The following is a 26,143-nucleotide window of genomic DNA, read 5'->3' as shown; positions in this document are numbered from 1 at the left end:
TCTCACGCGCCATTGGAGCGGGCCCTTACAGCTCGCGAGCGAACTCCTGCAAGGAGCGCACTTCAAGCGGGCTTTCCTTGAGGGCCTTGATGCCGTTGAGCGCACCTTCGGCGAAGCTGAGCGTCGTCATGATACACACCTTGCGGAGCACGGCTTCTTCGCGGATCTGGTTTTCGTCCATGCGCGGAGTCTGGCCGCTGGGCGTGTTGATGATCAGCTGCATCTGGCCGTTTTTGAGCATGTCGAGCACGTTCGGGCGGGCGCCTTCACTGAGCTTGAACAGGCGCTTGACCGGGATGCCCGCTTCTTCGAGGACGGCGGCGGTGCCGGAGGTGGAATGGATCTTGAAGCCGAGCTTGTCGAGCTCACGGGCCAGCTCTACGGCGCGTGGCTTATCGCTGTCGCGGACGGATAGGAAGACGTTGCCTTCGGTCGGCAGGGCGGGCTGAGCCGCCATCTGGCTCTTGGCGATGGCCAGGCCGAGGTCGTAGTCGAGGCCCATGACTTCACCCGTGGAGCGCATTTCCGGCGAGAGCGTGATCGCGGCGCCCGGGAAGCGGACGAACGGGAACACGGCCTCCTTGACGGCCCAGTAATGCGGGGTGACTTCCTTGGTGAAGCCGATGTCCGTGAGCTTCTCGCCAGCCATGACGCGGGCGGCGTATTTGGCCAACGGCGTGCCGATCGCCTTGGAGATGAACGGCGCGGTGCGTGAGGCGCGCGGGTTGACTTCGAGGATGTAAAGTTCGTCGTCCTTGATCGCGTATTGGACGTTCATCAGGCCGATGACTTCCAGCTCGCGGGCGAGGTTATAAGTCGCTTCGCGCACGGTATCGAGCATCTCCTTGGAGAGCGTGTGCGGAGGCATGACCATGGCCGCGTCACCGGAGTGAACGCCGGCGTATTCGATGTGCTCAAGCATGCCGCCGATGACGACCGTTTCGCCGTCGCTGATGGCATCCACGTCGAGCTCGATGGCGTCTTCGAGGAACTTGTCGATGAGCACGGGCTTGCCGGGAGCGGCGTCGAAGGCTTCGCGGATCACGCGCTTCATGTCGTCGGTATTATAGACGATGAACATGCCGCGGCCTCCGAGCACGAAGCTCGGGCGCAGGAGGATCGGGAAGCCGATTTCGCCCGCCAGCTCGTAAGCCTGCTCCGGCGAGAGCGCGGTGGCGTTGCGCGGCTGCTTGAGGCCGACGCGGTCGAGGATCTGCTTGAAAAGCTCGCGGTCTTCAGCGGCGTCGATCATTTCCGGCGAGGTGCCGATGATGTTCACGCCGTTTTCCTTGAGCTGCGTGGCGAGGTTGAGCGGGGTCTGGCCGCCGAACTGCACGATGGCACCGCAGCAGCCTTCCTGATGGTAAACTTCGAGGACGTCCTCCAGCGTGAGCGGCTCGAAGAAGAGGCGGTCGGAGGTGTCGTAGTCCGTGGAAACGGTTTCCGGGTTGGAGTTGACCATCACGGTCTCGTAGCCGGCGTCGCGCAGGGCGTAGCTGGCGTGGACGCAGCAGTAGTCAAACTCGATGCCCTGGCCGATGCGGTTTGGGCCGCCGCCGATGATCATGACCTTCTTGGTGTCGGTCTTGGTGATCTCGTTTTCGACGCCGTAGGTGGAATAATAGTAAGGCGTGTAGGCCTCAAACTCAGCCGCGCAGGTGTCGACCAGGCGGTAAACCGTCTTAATATCCCACTCGTCGCGGAGCTTTTTGACGTTGCGGATCTTGGTGTTGAGGATCTCTCCGAGCTGCACGTCGCTGAAGCCGCTTTCCTTGGCTTCGCGGAGAAGCTCCGGGGTGAGGCCGGACAGCTTGACTTCGCCGAGCCTCTTTTCGAGCTCTACGATTTCCTGGAGCTGCACGAGGAACCAGCGGTCGATCTTGGTGAACTCGAAAATCTCGTCCAGAGTCATGCCGGCGAGGAGGCCGTAGCGGATGTAGAACACGCGCTCCATGGTGGGCTTGGCGAGGCCGGCGCGGATCGAGGTCTTGTCGGGCAGGTCGTTGCCGCCGTATTTGCCGCCGCCGCCGCCGAAGCCGCGTGCGCCGATTTCGAGCGAGCGAAGCGCCTTTTGGAAGGATTCCTTGAACGTGCGGCCGATGGCCATGGCTTCGCCGACTGACTTCATGGAAGACGTCAGGGTCGGGTCGGCACCCACGAACTTTTCAAAGGTGAAGCGCGGCATCTTCGTGACGACGTAGTCGATGGTTGGCTCGAAGGAGGCTGGGGTCTCGCGCGTGATGTCGTTCTTGAGCTCGTCCATCGAGTAGCCCACCGCGAGCTTGGCGGCGATCTTGGCGATCGGGAAGCCCGTGGCCTTGGAGGCCAGCGCCGAAGAGCGCGATACGCGGGGATTCATCTCGATGACGATCATGCGGCCGTTCTCGGGATTGACGGCGAACTGGATGTTCGAGCCGCCGGTCTCGACGCCAATGGCGCGGATAACGGCGAACGACGCGTCGCGCATGAGCTGGTATTCCTTGTCGGACAAGGTCATCGCCGGGGCGATGGTGATGGAGTCGCCCGTGTGGACGCCCATCGGGTCAAAGTTTTCAATGGAGCAAATGACCACGCACTGGTCCTTGTGGTCACGCATGACCTCCATTTCGTATTCCTTCCAACCCAGGAGGCATTCTTCGACGAGCACTTCGTTGACCGGGGATGCGTCCAGGCCGTAGGCGATCATCTTGTCGAATTCTTCCTTGTTGTAGGCAATGCCGCCGCCAGTGCCGCCGAGGGTGTAGCTCGGGCGGATGATGAGCGGATACTGGCCGATCTCCAACGCGGCTTCGCGCGCGCCCTCGAGGGTGTGAACCGTCTTGGACTTCGGGATGTCGAGGCCGATCTCGATCATGATCTGGCGGAACTTTTCACGGTCTTCGCCGCGCTCGATGGCATCCTTTTTCGCGCCGATCAGCTCCACGTTGTATTTCTGGAGGATGCCGAGCTCGTCCAGCTTGAGGGAGAGGTTGAGACCGGTCTGGCCGCCGAGGGTCGGCAGCAGGGCGTCGGGCTTCTCGCGCTCGATGATCTTTTCGAGGATCTCCGGGGTCAACGGCTCGACGTAAGTGGCGTCGGCGAAGTCCGGGTCGGTCATGATCGTAGCCGGGTTGGAATTAACCAGGACAACACGGTAGCCCTCTTCTTTAAGAGCTTTACAGGCTTGGGCGCCAGAGTAGTCGAATTCACAGGCTTGGCCGATGATAATCGGGCCGGAGCCAATGATCAGGATGGTTTCAATGTCGGTGCGCTTGGGCATAGTCGGGTTCTAGATTTGGGCAAAATTTGGCGGAGTTTTGGCGCCTACTTGCGCGGGCGCAAGTAAGATTAAAGGAAAAAGGAAAAAGATTAAAGTGGTCGAAATACGGCTATTGGGGCCGTTTAATCGCAAGTTACTGATGGTGAGTTATTTCAATAAACCGTCGGCCATGGCTTGGTCGAGCTTGCCTTTGACCACCTCCCAGACGGCCTCGCTGCCCTTGGCAATGCGGCTGTTGACCGCATAAACGCTGGCCGCCGGGATGTTGTGGGTCTTCCAGCTGTGGCCGTCGCTGTTGATGTTTTGCAGGATCGGCGGAATGCGGTCGATGGCGCGCGCGTAACGGGAGTCCGCAGTCTCGCCGGCCTCGAATTCATACCAGAGCGCGAGGTAGTCCGCAGCCTGGGCGTTGGGCAGGTAGGCCAGGAGGCGTTTGACGCCCTCGGCTTCCTCGGCCTTCAGCTCGGGGGCCTCGCTGGCGTAGATAATGGTGTCGCCGACGTCGATCTCGCCCAAATCATGGATAATGAGCATGCGGATGACGCGGTCGATGTCGATGGGCTCGTTGGCGTGGTCGCGCAGCGTCAGGGCGAGCAGGCAGACGTGCCAGCTGTGCTCGGCGGAGTTCTCATAGCGGTCGAGGCCGGTTGGCTTTGTCTTGCGGTGGACGTTTTTCAGTTTTTCGACTTCGACAATGAAGTCTAGAATGCGCGTAATTTCCTCCATAGTGATATGTAAAAGCGTGCCCCGTTGTTAAAGTGCAGCATTAGGTAGCACATGAACCCCAAAATGGCTATTCTGCAAATCCCGTGAAAGAAGACTACGTCATCATCCTGCTGGGCTGGGAGAAGCGGCGGCTGGTTTACAACGGCTTGCTCATCGCGGTGACGGTGGCGCTCTGTGTGCAATACAACCTTTGGGCGCGTCTGGGGAAGGAGTTCTTTCAGTTCAATTTGGTGATCCTGGCAATGGGCGCGAATTTGCTCTACCTGACGGGCCCGGCGATGGAGTGCTACCTCACGCACCGCGGGCGCGACTGCTTCTGGATTCGACGCGGGATGTTTTGGGGCGGCACGCTATTTTCGATGGTCCTCGCGGCCTACACGCTCCACAGCATCGCCAACCCGCTACAGTATCGGATGCTATTTTCGTTTTAGGCAACGAGTAGTCCGGGTATTCATTCTGAGCGCGACGGCGTGGATTCATCCTGGCCAATGGAAACGGGTATTTTGCTTTCGAGAGTTCTACCCCAAGGGGGGCTACGCATCAATAGCCCAGGGTTGGCTTGAGGCCACAAAGCGGCTGAATGCCTACCCTGGAATCATACGGAATACTAGAGGTAGGGACGGTTGCCCTCAACCGTCCGGCTTCATCGGGTTGGCATTCATGCGTGGCGGACGGTTGAGGCAACCGCCCCTACCTTGCGCTCACGCAACGGACGGCGTCGCGTCAATGTTGGTCTTAGCGGGCTTGGCATGATCAGTTGACAATGGCCGACGATCACGGAGCATTGCCGCCAGTTTGGCCAGTTGCTTTTCTCCTTTAATCTGCTCACTTTAATCTCCCATGCCCATCCCCCTGCATTGGCACACTGAGCCCCTTTTGCTGCTGCTCCTGATTGGGGCGGGCTGGCTCTATGCCTTGGCGACGGGGCCGCTGCGCGAAAAACTCGCGCCCGGCGAATGCTTCAATGCGCGCAAGGCCACGAGCTTTTACCTGGGCCTGATCGCGGCGTATTTGACGGTGGGCTCGCCGCTGGATCAGTGGGGTGAGGACTTCCTGTTTTCGGCGCACATGGTGCAGCACATGTTGCTCGTTTACCTCGTGCCGCCGCTGCTGATCCGCGGTTTGCCAATGTGGCTCGCGGACTGGCTCCTCGCGCCCAAAGCGGTGCGCGCGGTGGTGAGGATTTTGGTTCACCCCTTTGTGGCGTGGCTAAGCTTCACGTTTCTCTACACGGTGTGGCACATTCCGGCGCTCTACGAGCTGGCGCTCCAGCAGAAGTGGGCGCACATCCTGGAGCACTGGAGCATGTTTATTCCGGCGGTAATGATGTGGTGGCCAATCATCAGCCCAAGCAAGCTCGTGCCGCCGATCAACTACGGGCCGCGCATGCTCTACCTGTTTTTGCTGATGGTTGGGCAGCTGCCGGTGTTTGGCTTTTTAACGCTGTCCGAGACCGTGCTTTACCCGACCTACGAATGGGCGCCGCGCGTGGTCGACCTCAGCCCGCTGCAAGACCAGATTCTCGGCGGCCTGATTATGAAAATCACCAACATGGGCGTCTCGCTGACGCTGCTTGCGTGGTGTTTTTACGCGTGGTATCGGCAGGATAATCCCGAGACGCCCTGAGCTTCGCGTGGGTGCGTAATTTTTTTTCACTTTATTGGAATAAATGGCCGCACGAGGCGTCTTACATTCGTAAATGCGAAAGCAAAGAGATCGTTTAAAGAGTTAGCATTAAAGATAGCAGCATACATAAAGTCAGAATAGCAGGTTCAAGCAGGCGGCGGTCTTAGGAGTGAGACCGCCGCCTCTCTTGTCCCAATATGGTATTAATCACCGTCTTTGCCGAATGAAAACTGTTGCAGGAAGCTACCTCCGCTCGGCGTCGCTGTGATAAACGAATGAGTGTGCGTGATTCTCTGGACATGAAGACCACTCCAGCCTTCCGCACTCCTCCCGAGACGACGTTTTTTCAACTAAGGCGCGATGTTCCCTTGTCGCACTTACTCACTTTTTATTCAGAATCTGGGACCACGCAGATGCTCTGCTCGTTCCCTAATCCATCCACCAGAATATTTAAGACGAAGGTGCCTCCACCATCAATTAAATGGTTCATCGCCAAATACGGGGGAATGTAGTGCAAGGAAGCAGTGAATTCGGCGAGGCAAGCATATGACTACCGGGACCGCCCCAAGCTCGCATTGGATAGCCCCATCTGAAAGATTGTATTCGGATTTTCTTGGGCGGAAGAAAGAGGCTTAGGAAACTGGCCAATTGAGCCCGAGGACGTTTCGCACCCTCCGGCAGCGGCTAATTCACCTCAGGGGCAGAAGTAGGCAGGGCTGAAACTTCCCTCACGGACAGACTCATCGGTTGAAATGCTTGCGGTAAAAAAATGCTGCGACTAGAAGAAACGGCTTTAGCACAGTATGCCTCAAAATCTCAAAGTAGAGAAAGGAGCCAAAAGGACGACACAAAAGGACCTCGCAAATGAGCTTGGGCTGGCGCAGTCAACTGTGTCAATGGCACTTCGACATCATCCTGACCTTCCTCAGGAAACCATTGACCGAGTCCTTAAGCACGCTAAAAAAATCGGATACAGGCCAGACCCTTACCTTACCGGGCTGGCTGCATACCGGAAAAAGAATGCGCCCGCACATTATACTGCAACTGTTGCTTGGTTATCAGTAGTACCCACTGAATGGTGTTGGAGGCATTCTCGGATATATAGTGCTTATTTTGATGGCGCTTGCCAACGTGCTGAGGAGCTAGGATATCGCATCGAAGAGCATGTCTTCGATTTGGAAAAAGACAATTCCAAGTCTTTAAAGAGAGTTTTTAACGCTAGAAATATTCAGGGTATTCTGATTGCGCCTTTGCCTGGATATGACAATTCCCTGGAATTTGACTTTTCTCGTTTTTACGCAATTGCCTTCGGATTTACGCTTCAATCTCCTAAGCTACACCTTGTATCGCATCAGCACTTGCAGTCTGCATTTATGGCGATGGATGAGCTATTCTCTCGAGGCTACCGAAGAATTGGTTGTTGTATTTCGTCTGAATCTGATAGGCGGACGTTTCATGGGTGGAGCGCAGGAGTGCGCTCATATCAGGCTAAGTTGCGTAAGGAAGAACGAATTCCTATTCACTTTACTGAGATCAATCAAGAAGGTGATGAATTGGAGTGGTATCTCAAAGCTAAGCCTGATGTGATTTTGACTCAAGGAGCACACATTTACGATATCCTAACTGCCGCAGGAATTGCGGTCCCAGAAGACGTGGGGTATGCTGTCCTTGATGCATGGAAGGAGACTCCATTTTTATCCGGAGTTGATCAAAATGCTCACTTGACCGGAGCGCGAGCGTTAGAGCTTCTAGTAGAGAAAATCAATATTCAGGAGATTGGTGTTCCTCAGATTGCTACGCATGTCTTGGTGGAAGGTTCTTGGAACGAAGGAATGACCTTACGTAAGCGGGTTGAATGAGAGTCATGCCACTGAACTGTATCAGTTGCGTGTTTCTTGATGAAATAACCTGCGGTCCTCAATATTGTCTTCATGCAAACCCCCTGGATAAGTTGCTTTGTAGCAGTTGCTGGCCTTTTTTTTGTAGTTGGTTGCAATAATACCCAAAAGGCGAGCACAGTGCCGGACATGTCTGAGCATTCGGAAGCTCAATATGGGCCTTCCACCGATGCTATTCCAAATACTACAATATGGCAGGGTGAGTGGCTTGCAGAAATGCAAGCAAACTACAGAGAGAACCCGGATATGAAGTCTCCAGAGGTTGAGGAATTGATTCGCCTTGCGGAAGAGGCTCTGAATCGCCAACCCGCCACTATCGTAAATAAAACATCACTTCCGGCAAGTGGAGACCGCCATGATTATTCAAGTATGGGACCCTATTGGTGGCCCAATCCGAACACTGACGATGGCAAACCTTACATTCGAAAGGATGGGCAATTCAACAAGGATAACTTTAAAGACATGGAAAGCATGGGGGCTGTCCTGAATGCGGTGCGTCGACTTTCATTAGCATACTATATTACTGACGATGAACGATATTCTGAGTGTGCTGCTCTTTGGCTGCGGACATTCTTTCTCAATGAATCGACTCGAATGAATCCGCATTTGCGCTATGCGCAGGCGATACCTGGATTGTGTGAAGGTCGCTCAATTGGCATGATAGACACATGGTCTCTGCCAACTATGCTTGATGCCGTGGTGCTCATTCAAGGCTCAGCGCATTGGACAGATGAAGATAACGCTGCACTTCAACTATGGGTAAGCGAATTGCTTGATTGGTTTTTGACAAGTGACTTCGCGGCGGAAGAGTCTGCACAAAAGAATAATCATGGAGTCTGGTATTTTGCGCAAATTGGGGCTTACGGCGTGTTCAGTGGGCGAGGTGACGAAATTCGAGGCATTTACGCTGAGAAGGCGCCTAGTCTGACTCAGCAGATTCAGCCTGATGGCAGTATGCCAGTGGAACTTGAACGCACACGACCGTTGCACTATTCTACTTTTTGTCTGCAAGCCTACCTCAATATTTTGGCAGTTAGCGATAAGCTTGGGATGGCTTTTCCTGAGCAAGACAAGAGCATCCATCGGGCAGTTGCCTATTTGGGATATTATATGGATCATCCTGAGGAGTGGCCGTACAGCGAGCTTAAGGAGAACGATGGTAAAGACCTCTGGGGGGTATTTCGCCGTGCGGGGAAGCGCTTTGACGACCCACGCTGTCGCCTCTGGGAATTGGAAGCGCCAAAGCCCAAGAAAAAAGATACTTACATTCGTTTGGTATTTGCTCCTGTGCCTGAGTAAGTTGATCGGCTGTTTTTCTAAGAGGGCGTCTAAAAAGTCTGATCGATTCGCTGAACTGTATCAGGAATGCCAATATTGATTGGCCAACCAATACTTGCATAATGTCAAATTAAATCCCCTTTCACCCCTAAACAATAACACAAAATCAAAATAAGATGTTAATAAACAACCCCTTACATGGAAGTATTCTCTCAACCGCGTTGACCTTGGTATTGTCTGGTGCCTTCACTTCCAGCCAAGCGGCTACAGTCTTCGAATTCGGGCCTTCGGCATCCTATGTTGATAGCGATACCAGCTTTGAACGCACTGCAAGCGAGTCGGGCTCGGGCCCATACATTTTTGAGAACGCCTTTAGCGATACAACCGCTCTGAGTCCCTCAAGCGGCTACTCGGGTCCCAAAGTCTATGGTGGCTACATCTTTACTAGTAGCGACATTGATAGCGGATTCTCGAATCAAGCCGTACGAAACAATTACTCCAACCTCGGTTCTAACGATACCCTTTGGCTGCAAACCTTTCGCTCGCTGGGATGGGGAAGCGGCACATTCTCATTTGCTGCCGTCTATCTATTTAAGCAGGAGGAGTTCAACGCCGGTTTTGAAACTGGAAACGTAGGTGTTGATGGATTTTCGATTAGCTTCTACCAGAATTCAAGTGGTTCGCCAGCAGACAAGTTCTCACCTGTAGGACGGTGGATGGTTGAAATTGATGGAGTGTATTATCTCTCGGAAGCAACCATAAGCGGTGGTAACGGTGTCGGAAACACAATTTCAATCAGTGGTAGTGAATTGTCCTCTACTCAGTGGGCTGTTTATTCTCCAGAAAGCTCGATACTGTTCGATGCTGGCTCAGCAACCTTCGAAACCATTAGCTTGAGCGGTGTAACTGCTGTAGGTGTCAATTTTAGCGATGATAGCTTTACTGGTGATGCTAGCGGTTCTTCAGTCGTTTCATTTGGCGTCTCGGAATTTTCTGTGACTGGAACCACTATTCCTGAAGCAAATTCATTCATGTTGATATTACCAGCGGTCTTCCTGGTTGGCATTCGTTGCTTCTCTAGAAAACATCGTCGTGGAGGAGCCTAATGGCTCTGACACGATAGACGTTCTCTAATAATATACGATTTGGATTAACCTCAAGAATTGAGGGCGGCTTTTTGTTGAAAAATGTAGTCGATGCATCCCTCCAATTCATCTCTCCAATGAATGTTTTATCCCATTTGGGCGTGCCAAATAAGAGTCAAATCTTGCAGCAGAAAGCCCTCTCCCAAGGCTTTACGCTCGTGGAACTATTGACCGTTATTGCCATTCTCGCGATTCTCGGCACGCTAGCTCTAGCGGGTATACCACGAGTCCGTAACTATGCAGCGCTTAGTAAAAGCATAAGCAATCTGCGCTCACTGCAATTAGCCAATACTTTATATAGTAATGAGCATATGGGTGCCTTCGTTCCCGTAGCCTATTGGTCAGAGGAGGGCGATTCCTTTACGTGGTACACTGATCCAGAGTTTTGCCAATATCTTGCCATTGAGCCAGGGAAAAATTGGCCAGAAGGATTAGTTGCACCCAACGCAGAAATCTCGAATTCAAAAGGGCTAAGAATCGAGCGGGCCTATGGCTATAATGTTACAAGCCTTAGCGCAAAATGGGGTGAGCCCAACGAAAAATATCAAGTGAACATTTCTGATATTTTCAACCCGCCCCGGAAACTCGCGTTTTCTGATGCATTAGATTGGATTATCCACATCGATGGTGCAGACAAATATCCAGGTTCCGAAGTTTATACGAAACATGCTGTCGCTTATCGATATGATGGTAAGACTGCCGCCGTTTACTTTGGCGGGAATGCAGAGGCGCTAACGCGAGAGGATGTAGTTGGCAATGACAGGCTGTGGCGGGTAACCGAAAAGTAATATTATATTAAATAGCCACATTCGTACAATTCAAATCTATGTCAAAACTTCCACAAAGTGCGTATATACTAAGTTCTGTTTCATTAAGAAGAATCTATTCGGAACAAACGCAACGGCGGATAGGCAAATTGACCCGTCCCCTTGGTAGAATAATCACAGCGGAAAATTGGCGCGAGCATACAGATGAATTAGCTACCGTTGAATGCATTCTGTCAGGTTGGGGAATGCCATTGATGGATGATTATTTCCTGGATGCGATGCCCCAGTTAAAGCATGTATTTTATGGGGCTGGCTCAATTCGTGGGTTTTATACGGAAGCAGCCCGATCCCGATCCATAGGCGTGTCCTCTTCTTGGCGAGCGAATGCGATCCCAACTGCAGAGTTTGCCTATGCTGCAATCTTGCTAAGCCTTAAAAAATATTGGCGTGCACAGCAACGCACTGAGATGAGCCATGCATGGCAAAAGCCGCCAGAGGCAGCGGGCATTTTTCGCTCAACAGTTGGCATTGTTTCTTTAGGAGCAGTTGGTCGAAAAGTTGCTAGCTTTTTGACTCATGGGCATTCGCTCAATGTCCTTGCTTACGATCCTTTCATTAGTCAAGAGTCGGCGAATGCAATTGGCGCTCATGGTGTTTCGCTAGAGGAGTTATTTGCTTCATCGGATGTCGTCAGCCTACACGCACCGAGTCTTCCTGAAACAGAAGGAATGATAGATAATACATTGCTGGCGTCTATGAAGCCGCATGCAACACTGATCAATACAGCTCGCGGTGCTTTAATCGATGAAGCGACGTTGATTTCTTTTCTACAGGAGCGTACCGATATCGATGCTGTTTTAGATGTTACCAGTCCTGAGCCATGCCCGGCCGACAGCTTGTTGTGGAAATTGCCAAATGCATTTATCACACCTCACATTGCGGGTAGCCTGAATACTGAATGCTATCGCTTGGGTGAATACATGGCAGATGAACTTGAACGCTACTTAGAGGGACTTGATTTGGAGCACGAAGTCACAGAAGAAGTTTTATTAACGATGGCATAGTGCTAGATGCTGTGAATATCTACTCCAAGTTTATTGAGATAAGCCTCAATGATATGTGTTTACGTGCGAACGCATACTTTAGGGGGATTTAATCAAGTCAGGAGACAAATACATATGACATTTTCAAAGGTAAAAGAAGACGTCCTCGCAATACCAAATTATCGTGATCGAGTAATGGGGTGCTGGCTGGGAAAGGCAGTAGGGGGGACACTGGGGATGCCATACGAGGGGCACACTGGGCCCCTTAAGCTGACTTACTACGACCCAGTGCCCGAGACGATGCTTGCTAACGACGACTTAGACCTTCAGGTGCTGTGGGCATGTCTATTAGATGAAAGAGGAGAGCGTCCTAACGTTTGTCCAGAGCTCTTTATCAAAGGATGGCGTGACCATATTAATTTTCCCTGGGATGAGTATGGTGTATGTAAAAGAAATCTTGAAAATGATATTTTGCCTCCATTGACCGGCGCTTATGACAATTGGTTTGCAAACGGCATGGGCGCGGCGATTCGTAGCGAAATATGGGCGTGCTTGGCTCCTGGAAATCCCGCACTCGCGGCCGCCTATGCTCGTGAAGACGCATGCTTGGATCACGCCGGGGATGGGCTTTGGGCAGAGGTCTGGTTAGCCTCCCTTCAGAGTGCTGCCTTTGTCGAAAGTGACATCAATAAAGTTATTAGTATCGGCTTGGAGTATATCCCTGAGGGTGCGCAGTTGCGACAAGCCATCCAGGACACCCAACTTTGGTGGGACCAGTGTCATGATTGGAAAAAAATACGTGCCAAAGTCTTAGCTAAATACGGACATGAGAATTTTACGAATGTCACTGAGAATTTGGCTTTCATCTATCTTGCTCTATTAGATGGAGCAGGTGATTTTAGTCGTAGTATCTGCACCGCAGCAAATTGCGGCAAGGATACGGATTGTACCGCAGCGACAGTTGGTGCACTTCTCGGAATTATGAACCCTCAGTGTATAGATGAAAAATGGCTTCGTCCAATTGGTCGTAACCTGGTTCTGAGTAAGGAAATTACTGGTATTCAGCCACCAGATACGCTTGGTGGCTTTACAGATTTAATATTAAGTTTGAACAAGCGCTTGGATGGAAAGTGGCCTAAACGGGCAACCCCGCATACAATCGACCGGGATCTGGAAATTCGGGCATATGTTGGTAGTAAGGATGTCGATTGGTTTAGTCATGGCTGGCAAACGGGTAAGCCCTATTTACTTGATTTACCACCAATGACACCGGTTAATTTCGATGGTACATTTGCTCGTTTTGACATCAGCCAGGTCCACGAAAACGCAATTTTTGTTCAATACCGGTTTAGGTTGGAGCAACGCATGCGCACACGAGTTATGTTTAACTCGCCTCATCCATGCCTGGTATTCCTCAACAATCAGTTTTGCTTTGGACGGGAGGAAGGTCGAATGGCGCCTTCCCCACATCGGGTCCCAATGCATCAATCAGTCGACATGCATTTAGATAAGGGGGAACACACGCTACATGCTGTTTTGAACAAACCGGATAGCACGAAATTCGTCGAGTGGGTCGTCGGTTTAAGTAATTGCGATGATAATGATCTGTGGCTTTCGTTTCCATGGATAAAATAATTCGACTTGGACACCTGCCAGACACCGCTGCTCAATTCTACGGGTCAGTTCGCACACAAACAGCCTGCCGGATTTAAATGCGTTTATGCGGGATTGGGAGCATTTCGGGGGGTGGCTTGACCCTGCCTTGTTCGTCGAAAAGTAACTCTGAGGCATTCTCGCGGCTCGAAAAATTAAAGCCGACAGGCTGCCAGGGCGGCCTTGCCGTTCTTGACCATGCGCGGGCCCAGTGTCAGCGCGGCAAAGTCCTTGCGGTCGAGTAGCTCGGCCTTGCGCTGTCCTCCTCAATCAGCTCAGGGTCGAGGCTGCTCCAGGCAACGTGAAAGGACGGGTCGAGAAAAGGGTGCGGCTGTGGTTCGCTCATGGCCCTGCTGGACATTTAGCCAGCCCACAAAGTCAATTGCCGATGCGAGATGTCACGCATGGGCGGGGGTGATACCTGTGTGCAGTTGGCTGTCCGTCATTCCGTCACGAGCGCCGTTTTGTCACGGAAAACCCTTGCGCGAATCGGCTGCATATCACGAAATATCGTCAACGATTGATTCCATGGCTGACGACTTGATACTCTACACCTCGCCCGATGGCGAAACGCGCATCGACCTCCGCGTCGAGGGCGGCACGGTCTGGCTCACCCAATTGGAAATCGCCGAGCTGTTTCAGGTCACCAAGCAAAACGTCAGCCTCCACGCCAACAATATCTTTGAAGAGGGTGAGCTAACCGCCGAGGCAACTGTCAAGGAATCCTTGACAGTTCAAACCGAAGGCCAGCGGCAGGTAAAGCGCCGGATTACGCTCCACAATCTCGACCTCATTCTCGCCATCGGCTATCGCGTTCGCTCCGAGCGCGGGACGCAATTCCGGCAATGGGCCACGCGCCACCTGCGGGAATACCTCGTCAAAGGTTTTGTCATGGACGACGAGCGCCTTAAGGACCCCGGCGGCTGGGATTACTTTGATGAGCTGCTCGCGCGCATTCGGGACATCCGCGCCTCAGAGAAGCGCTTCTACCAAAAGGTGCGCGATCTCTTTGCCTTGAGCCGCGACTACCAAAGCAACGATCGCGACGCCCAACTCTTCTTCGCCGAAACGCAAAACAAGCTCCTCTACGCCGTCACGGAGTTGACCGCCGCCGAGCTCATCCGCGAGCGCGCCAACCCGGAATTACCCAACATGGGCCTGACGGCCTGGAAGGGCTCACGGGTGCGCAAATTGGATGTTGTCGTTGCCAAGAACTACCTGACGGCCGACGAGATCGATACGCTCAACCGCCTTGTGGTGATCTTCCTGGAGCAAGCCGAGCTGCGCGCCAAGCAGCGTCAGGACCTCACGCTCGATTTCTGGCGCCGCAATGTCGACCGCCTCCTTGAGTTCAATGAACGCCCCGTCCTCGATCACCATGGTTCCCTGACTGGCGATGAGGCCCGCACTCTGGCTGAAGACCGCTACGAAACCTTCGATGCCCACCGCCGCCAACAAGAAGCTGACGCCGAGGACTTGATTGAGCTAGAGCAGATTGAAGAGGAGCTGAAGCGGATGCCTAAGCCGGAGTGATGGTGGGCGAGTATGGGATTAAGGTCTGATTTTGTTTAATGTCTAATGTTCATGCATTTCCCATGTTGGTATGCATCGATTACGAACTGGCGATGCTTCTAAGTATCTCAAAGTATATTATTCCAATCCAGTTAATGAATATTGGGTTTAATATTCTGAAGAATTCGTTTGGCTCTTTTATTTGATAAGTGTCTATATTTTTTTGGCCGCCTATTGCAAAATGGAAATATTTATTTCTGATAGTGACTATAGCGTTGATGATCTCAGAATATTTTATTGATGCTTCATTCGTTTGTGTGTCGACAGTTATCATGCCGTCTAACTTTTCACTGTAGCAAGAGGTGAATCTTGCTGCCAGTATAGGGTCTAGCCCGACTAGATTGATGTCTGCGGTTGCATTTAAAATAGGATCTCCATCGAATAGTTTGTTGACGAACTTGTTGAAGAACTTGAGTTCCCCGCCATCTCCCCTGAAGAAGCCTTTTAGCATTGTGAAGGTTCCTTGGAAGTTGCTTGAATTGGATGCGTGAACTAATGGGAATGAGTATGAAATATACTCTAGTATTCTGTAGATATGTAGGAATGCCGGGAGGTGTGTGTGTTCTTGTGAATAATGAAAGTAATAAGCTAATTCACATGAGACATTTCTGAATAGCCCGGAGTTTGGTCGAGAGAAGTCTCTTAAGTATTTTTCGCATTCATTAAATGTTAGCGGTCTTAAGGAATCTCTTAGTGTTTTTGATGTGATGTTTGTGTGGGAGATTTCTGTTGCGGTAGTCAGGTTTTTCCTCTGTGTGATGGAATTGCCGGTTGTGGTATGTTTTATGTCGCATGTTCCTGTAAGCATTCGGATGACGAATAACTCCCAGTTTTCATTCGATGTGATTTGAAGGCTCTGCGGGACATGCCTCAGATAGCGAGAGCCAATTGCCTCGGTATATTGAAATGGCATTTTAATCTAATTCATTAAACCGCAATAGCATGTCGTCACTATCCATGACCTGGAAGGTAATGAAATCGCTAAACAGTTCTTCTGTTAGTTTTCGACGCTCTCTACTGAGCTTGATTTTTGATACATCTAGATCTGAAAATGCTTTTTCAAAGGTTTTGATCGTGTTTAGAAAAGATTCAGTGTCGCATGATTTGACTTCTCTTAGGGAGTCTTTCACCCCAACTGCGAATCCAATTAAGTTATTTAGGTTTTTAAACCACTTCATGAGGTATTCTATCCTTGTAAATCGGGCGATCTCTTTGATTACATCGCCAAACTCAATGTCACTTGACGTATTTTTGGATTCAATAATCTGACGAGCAATGAGCTCATCCATCTTGGACTCGATTATTTTGGCGCTTTCTATATTAGTGCTACCGCTCAGAAATGCAATGTAAGCAGATATGATATCTGACTTTTTAAAGGCGTCTCTTGGCCGTTTTTGTGCTGACTCTTTTTCGGTTACTATGTTAATTCCAAGCTTTTTAAAGTCGTAGATATTGGCTGCCAGCATTTCAATTTGATGCCTAGCGGTCATAGGCTTTTGCCCATTGTTCAAAGTGATCATCCGATACAGTAGATTGTCTTTGGAATGGCAGATGATTATGTTGAGGAATATTGGCAGGTCTATGTCTAGGTTTCCTCTATCATATACTCTTTTCAGCGTGTTTAAGCGCTGTATCCCGTCTAGTACGAATGCGCTTCTAATGTTTTTGTTGACTAGGGATTCCAGCTCTTTAAGCGACGCATTTGAAAGGTTTTTATCATCTACAAGCGCTAAGGTTAATGGAGGCATAATGCAGCCCTTTGTAAGGTCAGTCTCCAATCTCTTATAGAACTTCTCATTTTGAATTTTCCTCTGGATGTGAAGTCTGTTGATGAGTGGATAAATGTTTTGAATTGAATATCCATAGCTGGTGTTGCCCGTTAAGAAAATGCCATTGATTACGCCATCTTCATTTTTGGTGTTCAGTTTTATCATATCTATGGATACTGCGAATGTTCTATAGGCAATCAACTTATAAGTGTGGAATCGCTATATTTAATTTGCTCAATTCAACGACTCCGCGTTCTCGCGCCAGAGGGCGGCGTCGATGCGGTTGAGGGTGGTGGTTTCGAGTGGGTAGGGTGAGTGGAAGGCGTAGCTCTTGATCATGGCGTCGTTGATGACGGCGGGGCCGCGGCCCTGGTTTTGGTAGTCGATCCACCAGCCGGGGATGACGATGATCGGGGTGACGGAGATTTGGTGGCCCAGCTGGCCGGAGAGCCATTCGGCGAAGGTGCGCGCGTTAGCCTGGGCTTGGGCGATGGGCTCGTCGTAGGAGCCTTGGGGGAAGTGGAGGCGCTGGCCGTCGTAGCGGACTTTGTAGTTCGGCTTTTGGTCGGCGTCGAGGGGCTTGCGGCGGGTCTTGGTCTCGATAACGAACACGCCGCCCGGGCCGGCGACCACGTGGTCGATGTTAAACTTTTTGCCCGCGCGCTCGAAGACGAAGTCGTGGTAAACGCAGCTGACTTCCGGTCGCCGCATTTGCCGGTTGAGCGCCTGGCCGACGTGGCGCTCGCCATCGAACCCGAGGCTGTAGGCGGCGACTTTCTTGAGGAGAGCTCGCAGCTTCACCGATTGCCAAAAGCCGGTGAAGAACAAGACCGCAAGCGTGGTGATCACGAAGAGGAAGGTCCAGATGTTAAATTCCGCGTTGGGGTCAGCTGGGACACGCGGCACCAGCAAAAACAGGAATATGCTCAGCCATGCTAGCATGAAGATGAAGAGCAGTTTGCCAACGTAGTCCCATTGCAGGTCTTCGAGTTTGCGGCGGGTAGACTCACCGGGTGGTCGCGAGGTGTCGTTGGAAAACGGGCGGGCGGATGTCTTCTTTTTCCGGTAATCGAGGAACGCCCAACCGGCGAACCACATGGCAGGCAGGCTGAGGATGAAGGCAAAGAATATGCGGATGGCCATTGAAGTTATTACCCTATCCGCCGGGTGCCGAAGCGACTTCTTTGCGCCCTCATTTTTGAGGGGGGCGGCGGTGTGCGCGGTGAGGTCGCAGGCGTGGCGGGTGTGCATGACATCCTCGATTTCGCGTTGCCCACCTGATCCGATTTCTACCATTTTGTTGACGTCAACAAAATGGTTGGAGCCTTCGCAAGCGGTTTCAGCCTTGGCAATTGTCTTTAAGAAATTGCGCCACTCGGTGTAACCCAGCAATGACTGATCGCCGTTTCGTGGAATTGGTTGTGGCTTGGCGCGGTGCGGCGACGACGGAGCGTCGCCCTCCAGCTTGAGCGGAGATTCATAGGCGCACGAGGTCGCGTTTGGGCCCACTGGTGTTTTTTGACAAAATCCACCAGTGTTTTCTGTCGGTTTGCCCCAGTGTTTTTTGTCGGTTTGCCCCAGTGTTTAGTGACGCAATCCACTGGTGGGTTGTGTCGCAACCCTTAGGTGTTTTGCGTCGGAAAACACTGGTTGGTTGGGTTACAAAACTCCGGAGTTTTTGATCAGAAAACACCAGTGGTTTTTGTCAGTTTGCCCCATTGGATTCTGTTAAAAAACACCAGTGGAATTTGGCAAAAAACAGCAGTGGGTTTTCGCAAAATGCACCAGTGGGTTTTGCTGGAAAACACTGGTGGTTTTCCAAGGTCTGGGGTACGCACAAAAAAACGCCCCCGCCGTGGCAGGCGGGGACGTTGGTGGTTGGCAGCTGTGGATCTCGTTAGGCTTAGGCCGTGGCCAGGGTGGCTTCGAGGCGGCTGGCGCGCAGGGCACCGGTTGGCGTGAAGCGCTTGCGCAGCTCGAGCGCAAAGCTCGTGGCCGCAGGCAGGTCGGCGGGGACGAGGAACAGGAGTTCCTTGGGCACGTTGTGCGGGACTTGCTCGACGCGGGTTTCCGTTTGGTCCGTGAGGTTGATGAGGAACAGGCCTTCGTCAGCCCGGACGGCGTTGTAGTTGAGCAGGTCGCCTTTCAGCGTGGCGGTATTGGCCGGCGAGAGGATGTTGTCGTAGGTGGTCGAACCGTGGTCATAGAGCCGCTGGAGAATGGGCAGGACGCCCGGTTCGGTCAGCTTCTCGACTTCCGCGGCGTCGCGCAGACCATTCAGGAGGCTGCGGTCAGCAACGGCGTGAAGCACGAGCTCGTGGCGTGATTCGTCGTAGGCGTCATCGGGCCCGAGGAACACGCCGCGAATGGACGGGAACAACCGGACGAGGCCGCCGAGGTTGACGCGTTTGCCCGCGAGGACCTGGCGCTTGATGACGCGCAGGAACTCGATCAGCACGGCGCGCGTTTCGGACTCGGCGACGGTGGTGCCGCGTTCGTCCATGTCGGCGATGATGGCTTCGAGATCGAATGGATCGCCGAGGCGCATCGATGCAGCGTAGCTGCCGTCGTTGGTCAGTGCGTTGGGGAGGAGTTTGTATTTGATGCTCATAGTGGTGTTGTGATTTTCGAAGGTTCGTAAGTGAGAACGTTCGTGAGTTATTTGGATTGATGTTAAGTGTCGCTTGGGCGGGCGCCTTCGCCCCAGTGACGAGTGGATAATATCAAGAAGCATGAGAACGGTCAATGACTGCACGGGCTACACAGGTTGCGTGGGCTATATGGGCTGCGTGGGCCACTTTTTCGATATTATGTCTATTTTCTGGCGCCACTGAGAGCTACTCACTCGTAGTGAAAGCCACTGACTAATAGTGAGTGGCTCTAGCTAATAGTGAAACGGGGCTTTGCGGGCGGGAAATTCGGGGCCGCAGAAAACTTTTTTGAAAAAAGTTGGGGAAAGGTGAGGAAGGTGGAGACGGGGCTAGCGGGGCGTGGGTTTTGAACAGAAGGGAGGAAAGAGAGCAAAGCCAGGGATGCGTATTTTTTAAACAGGAAGATCGGGAAGAGCGGGAAGCTAACGAGACGAGGGGTTAACCGCAGAGAACGCGGAGAGCGCGGAGGGTGGGGAGGGCACGGAGGGTAGGGAGGAGTCTCTAGGGCCAACGGACATTCATTCTGAGCGCCAAAGGCGCGGTCTCATGCTAGCCTAGGGTCAGCAAGGAGCTCAGCGACGCAGCGCAGCCCTAGGAATAATCAACCTGTTTTTGGAGTGCTGAAAGCACTGCCTCATGAAGCCGCCCCTTCAGGGCTTAGCAGTTTGTTTGTGTCCTGATACCTAGCAGCCTGTCGGCTTTAAGAGTTTCCTTTAAGAGCTGTGTCTGTCGAGGAGTTGGTCGCTGCGTGGTCTATTGGTGATGTTTGATATGAGCCGGTGGTTTTTCGGGGGTATTGGAGTTTTGTGGCAGTGGTTTGGTGAGCCGCTGGGGCTTGTTGGTGGATTTTAGGCGTTTTGTGGTTGTTGGGTGAGGTTGAAGAGGCGTTTGCAGTTGTAGGCGAGGCATACGAGGGTCCACTCGGCGCTGACTTTGGAGAGGCCACGGAGTAAAAACTGGCGAAAGCCCATGGCTTGTTTGATGATGCCGAAGACTGGTTCGACGCTTTGTTGGCGCAGGGCGTAGATTTTGCGTCCGGCTTCGGTGCGGATTTTTTCGCGCATGTCGATGAGGGTGGGATGGACGAGTTTTTGGGGTGCTTTGGCGAGGGCTTTTTCGGGTCGTAAATCGTAGCGGCGCTGGTTGTGGGCGGCTTCGTTTTGAACGCTCACATACAGGTCGATGCCGCTTTGCTGGATGCGTTCGATGGCTTCGATCTGGACGAAGCCGCTGTCGGCAAGACCTCGCTCAGGGCTCCCCAGTTGGGCGGGGATGTTTTGGATGCCTGCTTCGAGCTCGCCGTTGTCGGCGCTGCATTGGCTGATGTGGGCGCTGACGACCAGTTGGCTGCCGTCGGCGTCAACGCTGGCCTGGGCGTTGTAGCTTTGCGTCACTGAGCCGTTTTTGCCTTTGCGCATCAGGCGCGAATCCGGGTCGCTCAGATTGGTTTGTTCGCCGGGGTCAGGTTGGTCGCTCGGCGGCTTGGGACGACGGCCCTTGCCATTGCGCTTTTGGTGCGCCTGAAGTTTGGCTTCGTAGGCTGGGCGCTGGGCGGCGGCGCGCTCTTTGGCCCGTGCTTGCAGGGTCCGCTGGGCCGCATCCATCTGCTCACGCAGGGCCTGGCGACGGGCAATCTCCGCCGGCAAGCGCTCGTCTACTTCCGTGTTGTCGGCCTGCTCGGCCCGAGTGCAAAGCGCCTCGATGTCCGCGCTCAGGCGCGTTTCGAGCTGCCGGGCTCGTTCGTAGGTGACGTTGCGGTCCTTGCTCGCGTTGGCCCTCAGGTGCGTGCCATCGATGGCGACCGTGCCCAGCTTGAACAGCTTCAACTCGCGCGCCAGCAGCAGCACCTCAAGAAAACACGCCGTGAAGGCTGCGTGGTTTTCACGACGAAAAGCGCAAATGGTGTCGTGGTCCGGGTGCGTGTCGCCCGTCAGGTAACGCACGCAAACGTCCCGGTAGGTCGCACGCTCGATTCGGCGGGAACCGAACAATCCGTGGCTGTAACTGTAAATCAGCAGCGCCAACAGCATCCGCGGCGGATACTGCGACTTGCCCGCTCGCGTGCGTTTTACCTTGAAAGCGCTCAAGTCAACGCGATCAACCGCCTCCAGGATGAAATGCACCGGGTCGTCTTCCGCAACCCAATCACGCATATCAACCGGCAACAAAAGAGGCGTGTCACGATCTACTGTCACAAAATCCATCAAAACAGCAAATCAACTTCACCACAGCTAGGCCATCAAATCCGACAGGCTGCTAGCAATCAATAAAAATATTATTTCCAGATAACAATCAGCCTTTGCCGCCGGTGGTGGCGATGCCTTCGACGAAGTAGCGTTGGCAGAAGAAGTAGAGCACGATGACCGGGAGCACGATGAGCGTGGATGCGGCCATGAGGTAATTCCAGCTCGTGCCGCCGCCCTGCGATTGGTAGGACTGTAGGCCGAGGGCGAGCGTCATGTCCTGCTGATCATTGAGGTAGATCAGCGGGCCGATGAAGTCGTTCCAGGTCGCCATGAATTGAAACAGCGCGACCACGATTATCGCCGGCCGAGCCAGCGGCATGATCACGTGCCAGAAGATTTGAAACTCGTTGCAGCCGTCGATGCGCGCGGCCTCGGACAGCTCCTTGGGCAAGGTGAGGAAGAACTGCCGCAACAGGAATACATTGAACGCGCCCGCGAAGAAAGTCGGCACCCAGAGCGGCTTGAAGGTGCCCGTCCAGCCGATGATCTTGAACAGCGTGTAGATCGGCACCATGACGACGGGGAACGGAATCATCATCGTGGCGAGCACGAGGATAAACACCTTGTCGCGGCCGCGCCATTCGATGCGCGAAAAGCCGTAGGCGGCCACCGCGCTGCTGCACACCGTGCCAATGACGGTCATCACGCAGAGGAAAAGTGTGTTGCCGAGGTAGCGCCAAAAGAAGCGCATTTCGTCAATCGCCTCGGGATAGTTCTCCCACAGGAACTCGCTGGGAATCCACCGCGGCGGGATGGACATCGTTTCGTTGAGTGGCTTGAGCGAGGTCGACACCATCCACAAAAACGGCGCGAGAAACATCGCCGCACCCAGCACGAGCAGCACGTAAAGGCAGATGGTTTGGGTCTTTCTGGCGGCGTCGGACTTCATTTGCCTTCGTAGTGGATGTGGCGCTCGGAGAGCTTCGTCGCCGCCAGGGTGAGCCCGAGGATGATCAAGAACAGCACCAGCGAAATGGCGCACGCGTAGCCCATGCTGAGGCTGCGGAAGGTCTTGTTGAAAATATACGTTGCCGCAAAAAGCATCGAGCGGCCGGGGCCTTCGCCACCACCCGTCATCACGTAAGGGACGGCGAAAACCTGGAACGAACCAATGAGCGACATGATGCCGTTAAAGTAAATGACGGGCGAGATGATGGGCAGAGTCACGTGGCGTGTTTTCTGCCAGAAGTTCGCCCCGTCGAGGTCGGCGGCTTCGTAAAGCGCGCGCGGCACATCCTGCAAGCCGGCGAGGAAAATGACGACCATGTTGCCGACGCCCCACGCGCCCGCGAGGATCAGCCCGAGCTTCGCGTAGGCAGGGTCGGCCAGCCAGTTCGGGGGCATGAAGTTCGTGCCGAATGCGCCGTTGAGAAAATCCGTGAACGGCCGCAGCGCATTGTTGATGAGCCCGATGCGGCCATTGAGCATCCATTGCCACAGCACCGCGAGACAGACCATGGGCACGAGCGACGGGAGGAAGTAAATTGTGCGGAAAATCTTTTTACCCGGCAGATCGAAGTTGAGCAGGATGGCTAGGAAAAGCGCGATGCCGAGGTTGAGCGGAATGCTGATTGCGGCGAAGTAGGCGGTATTCCAAATGGACTGCCAGAAGAGTTTATCGACGGCCATGTCGGCATAGTTTTCGCCGCCGATGAAGACTGGCTTCGACAAGGTCGAGTAGTCCGTAAACGACAGCGCGAACGAACTGACCAGTGGGTAGAGCGACATCAGCAGGAAGCCGGTCAACCACGGGCTGATGAAGAGCAGGCCCAGGCGCAGGTTGCGTTTTTCGCGGCCGGTCATCGGGCGGCCTCCTGGTCAAGCGCGTCCCATTCGGCCTCGCGCGTTTCCTTCACCTGGTTCCACCGTCGCTGCATGCGGTCGAACTGTTTTTGCTGGCGCTGCTGAACTTTACCCAAGGCCTCGGCGGGCGTGGCGACGGCGCGGCTCACGCTGTTGTTGGCGTTGTTCATGTCGGCCTGATATTCGTGCATCGTGGTCAGCGGCGGGCGGGCGGTGGCGCGGGGATCGGCGGCGAGGTCGCGGTAAATTTTAATGTAGGGGTTCGGGTGCTCGGCGTAAAATGTGTCGCTGACTTGGATGAGCGGCGAGAACTTCCGCTGCAGGAGGCAGAGCTTTTCGATGTGCTCGCGCTGCTGCATCCACGCGATGAATTCGAACGCCGCGTTGGGGTGCTTGGCGCCGCGCGGGATGACGAGCAGGTTCGTTTCGACAACGTTCACGCCGTAGTCTTCGGGCTTCTCCGTGGGGAAGGGCGCGACTCCCCATTCGAAGTCTTCAGGCGCAAAGTTGTTGATGAAATTATACATCCACGGCCCTTGAATCTGCATGGCGATGCGGCCTTGGAAAAACGGGTTTTGCGGCGAGGCGAAGTTGCCGCTCAGGTCCTGAAATGCGAGTAACTTGTCGCGGCCAAAGCGCTCGGGGTAAGTGCCGATCCACGTGAGCGCGCGGATGTTGCCCGGGGCGTCGGCAGTGATCTGCTCGCCATCCCAATACTGCCCGCCAAACCAGTAGCACCACGCGTCCTGCCACCAGCCGGGATCGCTGGGCAGGTGGCCGAGCACTTCGATTTCGCCGCGCTCGTTGAAGCGGGTGATTTGTTCGTTGATGGCTTCGAGTTCGGCAATGGTTTTGGGCGGCGTGTCGGGGTCGAGCCCGGCTTCGCGGAAGAGCTTTTTGTTCCAATGGAGCGCGGTGTTGCCGGGGGTGGTGGGCAGCCCCCAGAGGCGGTCATGCAGGTTGATCATGTTCCACACGGCGGGCAGGTAGTCGTCCTGCGCAATGCCGTAAAGCTTGGCGTAGCGGTTGAGCGGGGTTAGCGCGCCGTTCTCGGCAAAGACGGGGATATCGGCTGAGCGCACGCCAGCGATGTCGGGCGGGTTGCCGCCAGCAGTGGCCAGCAGGAGCTTACGCTCCATCTGGCTGACCGACAGGAAGTTGATGGTGATGCGGTCCTGCGAGGCGTTAAAGTCATTAACGAGCTGCTGCATCGCATCGCGTTCAAAGCCGCTCCAGACCTCCCAGTAATCCAAATGAATGCGGCCATCGTCGGGCTCATTGTCCGCGCATCCGCCGAGCAGGCACACCGCGACCAGCATGGCGCAGGCGGCAAACAGAAGTTGTGAATAGCTGGCGGGGGGATGGCGCCCGGTCATGGGCATGGAGTCAACAGCCGTGCGTTCGGAAAAGCAAGCGGGCTTTGCGGCGGTGGGTCTGAAATGCACGCACCCGTAGCGAAGCTCCGAAGGAAGTGCGGCCATCTTCGCTGTGCGCCCCGCATTCATACGCCTCAATCGTAACCATGCTTGGCCCTTTGGCTGCCGGAGTCGCAATAAGCATGATAGTGCAGCAACTTGTCGGGTCGATCTAAAGTCCGTAAGTCATCTTTAACGAACCTGCGAACTCTTCGTAAATCATGCTTGGTAATTTTGGTGCAAACGCCAGAATGCTCCGCATGGCCGAAGTGTATTTTATTCTGGGTGCCGAGGGTGCCGGACGCCGTGGAGTCGTGCGTGACCTGATCGAAGGCGGTTTTGCCGACGACGAGGTTGTCGTAGTTGCTCAGCATGCCAGCGAATCTGATTCCACCGCCACCGAGCAGCTCGAAGCGCGCGCCAGCAATCGCGTGCTCGCTTACGAAGAACTGCGCCACATTCAGGCGCCCGCCGATGCCGAGGCCATCTTCATCATCGCCTCCGGACGCGGCAACCCGTTGGACTACCTTGAGGCTTTTGGCGAGTGGCTTCAAATCAGCGGTGAGTCACTGGCGCGCATCATTACGGTGGTTCATTGTCAACTTCTTCACGCACAGCCGAAGTTGGAGCTTTGGCACCGTGCCTGTATTCACTTTTCCGACGTCGTGCTCCTCGACCGCCGCGAAGGCGTGCCCAACAAGTGGTTCAGCGACTTTAAGAAACCCTACGAGCAAGACCACTACCCATGCCTTTTTGAGCTCGTAAAAAAGGGCCGCGTGAAGAACCCTGCGCTCATTCTTGAACCACAGCCGCGCCGTCTTTCTCTAGCCTTCGATGACGATATCGACGCGATAGACTTGCTCGACATCGACGAGGACGACCTGCCCGAGGAGCCCATCGATCTCACTCGTCCGACTGATCCCTGGCTGGTCCGTCTGCCGAGTGGTCACTGGGAAAAGCACCTGCCGGATATCGCAACTTTCCTCGATTCGGAATGATCACTTGGCGACTTGTCGCGCTGAGTTATCGTCAATTGGGCGTGGAGACGTGCGACTGGGCCCGCTTCAATAACCGCCGTCCAGTCGGCAGCTACACTGGACCGTGCCCAATTAGATATGGGCTTTGGCGAATTCCGCAAGCGTGGGAGAGTCAATTAGGCTGACTTGCGACCTAGAAGTCGGCGGAACAGACCGCCGCGTGGGGCAGTATCCTGACTGGTGCACGTTATGCCATTTAGCTTCATCATTCCTGTGCCTTCCGTGTGGCTGCGAGTGTAGGCCGGTACGGCTTGG

21 protein-coding genes are annotated in these 26,143 nt (G+C 53.8%); 10 read left to right on the top strand and 11 right to left on the bottom strand.

What is annotated here, in order from left to right:
• Nucleotides 1-25 precede the first annotated feature (25 nt).
• Both carB and RBB62_RS03590 read right to left on the bottom strand, forming a co-directional pair.
• Nucleotides 26-3,259, bottom strand: coding sequence for a carbamoyl-phosphate synthase large subunit (carB, locus tag RBB62_RS03595; protein ID WP_309397132.1), 3,234 nt, complete (start codon nt 3,257-3,259; stop codon nt 26-28).
• A 147-nt stretch (nt 3,260-3,406) separates the two neighbouring features.
• Nucleotides 3,407-3,985 carry an HD domain-containing protein gene (locus RBB62_RS03590; protein WP_309397130.1) on the bottom strand — a complete coding sequence of 193 codons (579 nt, stop codon included), beginning with the start codon at nt 3,983-3,985 and terminating at the stop codon, nt 3,407-3,409.
• An 83-nt stretch (nt 3,986-4,068) separates the two neighbouring features.
• Between RBB62_RS03590 and RBB62_RS03585 the strand changes: the two genes are divergently transcribed.
• From RBB62_RS03585 to RBB62_RS03550, 8 genes are all read left to right on the top strand, one after another.
• Nucleotides 4,069-4,416: a hypothetical protein gene (locus tag RBB62_RS03585; RefSeq protein ID WP_309397128.1), complete on the top strand. Its 348-nt coding sequence runs from the start codon at nt 4,069-4,071 to the stop codon at nt 4,414-4,416.
• 409 nt (nt 4,417-4,825) lie between these two features.
• Nucleotides 4,826-5,611, top strand: a complete 786-nt coding sequence (locus RBB62_RS03580; RefSeq protein WP_309397126.1) for a cytochrome c oxidase assembly protein — start codon at nt 4,826-4,828, stop codon at nt 5,609-5,611.
• An 803-nt stretch (nt 5,612-6,414) separates the two neighbouring features.
• Nucleotides 6,415-7,470 (top strand): LacI family DNA-binding transcriptional regulator, encoded by a 1,056-nt coding sequence (locus RBB62_RS03575; protein WP_309397124.1) that lies wholly within the window; start codon nt 6,415-6,417, stop codon nt 7,468-7,470.
• A gap of 72 nt (nt 7,471-7,542) precedes the next feature.
• Nucleotides 7,543-8,808, top strand: a complete 1,266-nt coding sequence (locus RBB62_RS03570) for an alginate lyase family protein (protein WP_309397122.1) — start codon at nt 7,543-7,545, stop codon at nt 8,806-8,808.
• A 155-nt stretch (nt 8,809-8,963) separates the two neighbouring features.
• Nucleotides 8,964-9,893: a hypothetical protein gene (locus RBB62_RS03565; RefSeq protein ID WP_309397120.1), complete on the top strand. Its 930-nt coding sequence runs from the start codon at nt 8,964-8,966 to the stop codon at nt 9,891-9,893.
• 116 nt (nt 9,894-10,009) lie between these two features.
• Nucleotides 10,010-10,720, top strand: coding sequence for a type II secretion system protein (locus RBB62_RS03560; protein ID WP_309397118.1), 711 nt, complete (start codon nt 10,010-10,012; stop codon nt 10,718-10,720).
• 38 nt (nt 10,721-10,758) lie between these two features.
• The gene (locus tag RBB62_RS03555) at nt 10,759-11,763 is read left to right on the top strand and encodes a hydroxyacid dehydrogenase (RefSeq protein ID WP_309397116.1); all 1,005 of its coding nucleotides are present in this window, start codon (nt 10,759-10,761) and stop codon (nt 11,761-11,763) included.
• A gap of 114 nt (nt 11,764-11,877) precedes the next feature.
• Nucleotides 11,878-13,377, top strand: coding sequence for an ADP-ribosylglycohydrolase family protein (locus tag RBB62_RS03550; RefSeq protein ID WP_309397115.1), 1,500 nt, complete (start codon nt 11,878-11,880; stop codon nt 13,375-13,377).
• Nucleotides 13,378-13,609: 232 nt separating this feature from the next.
• On the opposite strand, the gene RBB62_RS03545 is transcribed toward RBB62_RS03550, so the two are convergent.
• A complete protein-coding gene (locus RBB62_RS03545; RefSeq protein WP_309397114.1) occupies nt 13,610-13,741 on the bottom strand; it encodes a hypothetical protein in 132 nt (43 codons plus the stop codon).
• Nucleotides 13,742-13,923: 182 nt separating this feature from the next.
• Between RBB62_RS03545 and RBB62_RS03540 the strand changes: the two genes are divergently transcribed.
• The gene (locus tag RBB62_RS03540) at nt 13,924-14,928 is read left to right on the top strand and encodes a virulence RhuM family protein (RefSeq protein WP_309397113.1); all 1,005 of its coding nucleotides are present in this window, start codon (nt 13,924-13,926) and stop codon (nt 14,926-14,928) included.
• Nucleotides 14,929-15,007: 79 nt separating this feature from the next.
• Here RBB62_RS03540 and RBB62_RS03535 read toward each other — a convergent pair whose 3' ends face one another.
• The 8 genes from RBB62_RS03535 to RBB62_RS03500 all read right to left on the bottom strand — a co-directional run bounded on the left by RBB62_RS03535 (nt 15,008) and on the right by RBB62_RS03500 (nt 24,812).
• Entirely contained in the window at nt 15,008-15,880 is an 873-nt protein-coding gene (locus RBB62_RS03535; RefSeq protein WP_309397111.1) for a hypothetical protein, read from the bottom strand.
• A gap of 1 nt (nt 15,881) precedes the next feature.
• Nucleotides 15,882-16,901 (bottom strand): hypothetical protein, encoded by a 1,020-nt coding sequence (locus RBB62_RS03530; RefSeq protein ID WP_309397109.1) that lies wholly within the window; start codon nt 16,899-16,901, stop codon nt 15,882-15,884.
• Between the two features lie 69 nt (nt 16,902-16,970).
• A complete protein-coding gene (locus RBB62_RS03525) occupies nt 16,971-18,245 on the bottom strand; it encodes an NERD domain-containing protein (protein WP_309397107.1) in 1,275 nt (424 codons plus the stop codon).
• Nucleotides 18,246-18,639: 394 nt separating this feature from the next.
• Entirely contained in the window at nt 18,640-19,347 is a 708-nt protein-coding gene (locus RBB62_RS03520; RefSeq protein ID WP_309397105.1) for a DNA-binding domain-containing protein, read from the bottom strand.
• Between the two features lie 888 nt (nt 19,348-20,235).
• Entirely contained in the window at nt 20,236-21,540 is a 1,305-nt protein-coding gene (locus RBB62_RS03515) for an IS1182 family transposase (RefSeq protein WP_309397103.1), read from the bottom strand.
• Between the two features lie 139 nt (nt 21,541-21,679).
• Nucleotides 21,680-22,522: a carbohydrate ABC transporter permease gene (locus tag RBB62_RS03510; RefSeq protein ID WP_309397101.1), complete on the bottom strand. Its 843-nt coding sequence runs from the start codon at nt 22,520-22,522 to the stop codon at nt 21,680-21,682.
• Entirely contained in the window at nt 22,519-23,436 is a 918-nt protein-coding gene (locus tag RBB62_RS03505; protein ID WP_309397099.1) for a carbohydrate ABC transporter permease, read from the bottom strand. Before RBB62_RS03505 ends, RBB62_RS03510 begins: the two co-directional genes overlap by 4 nt.
• On the bottom strand, nt 23,433-24,812 hold the full coding sequence (locus RBB62_RS03500) for an ABC transporter substrate-binding protein (protein ID WP_309397097.1): 1,380 nt from the start codon (nt 24,810-24,812) through the stop codon (nt 23,433-23,435). The genes RBB62_RS03505 and RBB62_RS03500 overlap by 4 nt, the downstream gene beginning before the upstream one ends.
• A gap of 290 nt (nt 24,813-25,102) precedes the next feature.
• Here RBB62_RS03500 and RBB62_RS03495 point away from each other — a divergent pair, with 290 nt between their 5' ends.
• A complete protein-coding gene (locus RBB62_RS03495) occupies nt 25,103-25,849 on the top strand; it encodes a hypothetical protein (RefSeq protein ID WP_309397095.1) in 747 nt (248 codons plus the stop codon).
• Nucleotides 25,850-26,143 lie beyond the last annotated feature (294 nt).

It is taken from the genome of Cerasicoccus maritimus (assembly GCA_031296935.1).
GTDB classification, from domain to species: Bacteria; Verrucomicrobiota; Verrucomicrobiia; order Opitutales; family Cerasicoccaceae; genus Cerasicoccus; species Cerasicoccus maritimus.
Note: the sequence above shows the minus strand (reverse complement) of the source record. Positions and strands in the feature narration are given on the sequence as shown.

Bases quoted from the DNA above. Each gene is read 5' to 3' on its own strand.
- RBB62_RS03590 (WP_309397130.1), bottom strand. From the start codon at position 3,985: ATGGAGGAAATTACGCGCATTCTAGACTTCATTGTCGAAGTCGAAAAA.
- RBB62_RS03500 (WP_309397097.1), bottom strand. From the start codon at position 24,812: ATGACCGGGCGCCATCCCCCCGCCAGCTATTCACAACTTCTGTTTGCC.
- RBB62_RS03520 (WP_309397105.1), bottom strand. From the start codon at position 19,347: ATGAGCATCAAATACAAACTCCTCCCCAACGCACTGACCAACGACGGC.
- RBB62_RS03565 (WP_309397120.1), top strand. From the start codon at position 8,964: ATGTTAATAAACAACCCCTTACATGGAAGTATTCTCTCAACCGCGTTG.
- RBB62_RS03555 (WP_309397116.1), top strand. From the start codon at position 10,759: ATGTCAAAACTTCCACAAAGTGCGTATATACTAAGTTCTGTTTCATTA.
- RBB62_RS03560 (WP_309397118.1), top strand. From the start codon at position 10,010: ATGAATGTTTTATCCCATTTGGGCGTGCCAAATAAGAGTCAAATCTTG.
- carB (WP_309397132.1), bottom strand. From the start codon at position 3,259: ATGCCCAAGCGCACCGACATTGAAACCATCCTGATCATTGGCTCCGGC.
- RBB62_RS03580 (WP_309397126.1), top strand. From the start codon at position 4,826: ATGCCCATCCCCCTGCATTGGCACACTGAGCCCCTTTTGCTGCTGCTC.
- RBB62_RS03545 (WP_309397114.1), bottom strand. From the start codon at position 13,741: ATGAGCGAACCACAGCCGCACCCTTTTCTCGACCCGTCCTTTCACGTT.
- RBB62_RS03505 (WP_309397099.1), bottom strand. From the start codon at position 23,436: ATGACCGGCCGCGAAAAACGCAACCTGCGCCTGGGCCTGCTCTTCATC.
- RBB62_RS03575 (WP_309397124.1), top strand. From the start codon at position 6,415: ATGCCTCAAAATCTCAAAGTAGAGAAAGGAGCCAAAAGGACGACACAA.
- RBB62_RS03550 (WP_309397115.1), top strand. From the start codon at position 11,878: ATGACATTTTCAAAGGTAAAAGAAGACGTCCTCGCAATACCAAATTAT.
- RBB62_RS03515 (WP_309397103.1), bottom strand. From the start codon at position 21,540: ATGCGTGATTGGGTTGCGGAAGACGACCCGGTGCATTTCATCCTGGAG.
- RBB62_RS03540 (WP_309397113.1), top strand. From the start codon at position 13,924: ATGGCTGACGACTTGATACTCTACACCTCGCCCGATGGCGAAACGCGC.
- RBB62_RS03535 (WP_309397111.1), bottom strand. From the start codon at position 15,880: ATGCCATTTCAATATACCGAGGCAATTGGCTCTCGCTATCTGAGGCAT.
- RBB62_RS03530 (WP_309397109.1), bottom strand. From the start codon at position 16,901: ATGATAAAACTGAACACCAAAAATGAAGATGGCGTAATCAATGGCATT.
- RBB62_RS03510 (WP_309397101.1), bottom strand. From the start codon at position 22,522: ATGAAGTCCGACGCCGCCAGAAAGACCCAAACCATCTGCCTTTACGTG.
- RBB62_RS03495 (WP_309397095.1), top strand. From the start codon at position 25,103: ATGCTCCGCATGGCCGAAGTGTATTTTATTCTGGGTGCCGAGGGTGCC.
- RBB62_RS03570 (WP_309397122.1), top strand. From the start codon at position 7,543: ATGCAAACCCCCTGGATAAGTTGCTTTGTAGCAGTTGCTGGCCTTTTT.